At 48.4% G+C, this 1,704-nt stretch carries 3 protein-coding genes; all 3 read left to right on the top strand.

The window, feature by feature from the left end; translation table 11 throughout:
* Nucleotides 1–750 (top strand): baseplate J/gp47 family protein (locus OEM52_15165; GenBank protein MDK9701472.1); only part of this gene is annotated, 750 nt, incomplete at its 5' end.
* Nucleotides 747–1,418 (top strand): hypothetical protein, encoded by a 672-nt coding sequence (locus OEM52_15160; GenBank protein MDK9701471.1) that lies wholly within the window; start codon nt 747–749, stop codon nt 1,416–1,418. The genes OEM52_15165 and OEM52_15160, both read left to right, overlap by 4 nt.
* A gap of 4 nt (nt 1,419–1,422) precedes the next feature.
* Nucleotides 1,423–1,704 (top strand): hypothetical protein (locus OEM52_15155; GenBank protein ID MDK9701470.1); only part of this gene is annotated, 282 nt, incomplete at its 3' end.

The raw sequence follows: 1,704 nt of genomic DNA, 5'->3' as shown, positions 1-1,704 counted from the left end.
ACCGTTATTCGAATTGTTAGTTCGATCTCCGGCGTTACCAGTGCCGTCAATGAGAATTTCGAAGCGAATGATAAACCGGTGCAAGCACTCTATCGCGAAGGATCTGATCGCGAGACCGATGACGCCCTTCGCAAGCGGGTACAACTGGCATGGCAGACACTTGGTGTCGGTGGCAATCGTGCCGCTTACGAGCAATGGGCATTGTCAGTTCCTGGCGTTCGAGCTGCCCAGATCCTCGACGATTTTCCGTTCGGACCTGGCACCGTTGGAGTTGTGGTGCTTGGTGTGGATGGCATGCCAACTTCGCAACTATTGTCCGATGTATTGATCTATCTGCGGCAGCGGAAACCCCTTACCAGCGATGTGCGAGTTGTCGGACCTAGCAAGCGCACAGTAAATGTTTCGGTAAAAGTGTGGCGGTTAAGCAGCGCCGACCGTGATCGAATTGATACGACTGTCAGTCAGATTGTGGCAATACATACCAGCAAATTGCTGCTTGGTGAAGGACTCTTAGTTGCCCGATTATTGCAAGCAATTCTTTGCATCGATGGTGTCTACAATGTTCACATTGAACAACCACAATCTGATTTAATATGCGGTCCAACCGAGTTTCTGGAGCTGGGTACGCTGACAGTTGAACACTTTCTAAAGGGTCGCAGCTATCAGGACACTGGAATCATAACCGAACCAGTGGAATCGACAAATGGTGATGAGGTACTGGCACTTCGCAGGGAGAATTTCTACGCATGAGCGCCATTGGAGATTTTCTCTGGATGCTACTGCCCGGTATCCGCAAACAGAAGGACACCAAACAAAGTGTTTTGTACGGACTGCTGACTGCAATCGGTGAATTGCTCGACGATTTGAAATCTGATATCCGGCGCATGCGATTGTCGTGGTATGCTCAGACGATTGAATCCGGTAACAGTTACTACCAGCAACTCGAACGTAGTAATGATCTCGATGAGATTGCATTAGGAAAATCAACGCGCAGATATCCCGATGAATCGAATGAATTACTGGCAGATCGGCTCACCGACTGGACGAATCTTTGCCGGTGGAATGGTACTAAGCCGGGTTTGAAAACACTGATCGAATCACATGGATTTATCTGCCGGGAGATCGTCGAAAGCTATGCTGACAGCCAGGGACTCATCCTCCTATCGCGTGCCGATCAGCCACTCGAAGCGGAGATAAATCTTACGCATCTGTTTTCATCTGGTGATGCTCAAAAGGAAGAATACCAAGAGTATCGGCAGAATCGCGTCTACCGTGCTAGTGAGCTTGTGTGGAATTTCTGTTTTGCGGTGAGTGTCGGAAGAAATGGATTACCGGAACACCGACGTGAACAATTGCAACAAGCGATTTATGAATTCAAACCGGCGCATACCCGGGCACAGATTGTGTTTATGGACTGAGTAAATGAAGAAACTGTTATACTTCTCCGGTATCAAACCGACCATCGAAGATCTCGAATATCAACATAATGGTATCGAGGAAGCGTTATCGTCCCTGCAATCCGACATGGTTGGCGATGGTATCGTGCGCGGACTATCGGTTGGGAAAGGAATGAACACCGGTGAATACGTTGTAACATCCGGTGTCGCGTATGCGAATCATAAACGAATTGAAGTTCCTGAATCGACTACTTTTCAATCGGTAGTGAACAGGTTTGTGGTATTGCGGTACGCACAGTCTATCAGC

The organism is bacterium (assembly GCA_030247525.1).
Classification (GTDB): Bacteria; Electryoneota; JAOADG01; order JAOADG01; family JAOADG01; genus JAOTSC01.
The sequence above is the reverse complement of the archived record's forward strand: the minus strand, read 5'-3'. Positions and strand labels throughout refer to the sequence as shown.

Bases quoted from the DNA above. Each gene is read 5' to 3' on its own strand.
- OEM52_15160 (MDK9701471.1), top strand. From the start codon at position 747: ATGAGCGCCATTGGAGATTTTCTCTGGATGCTACTGCCCGGTATCCGC.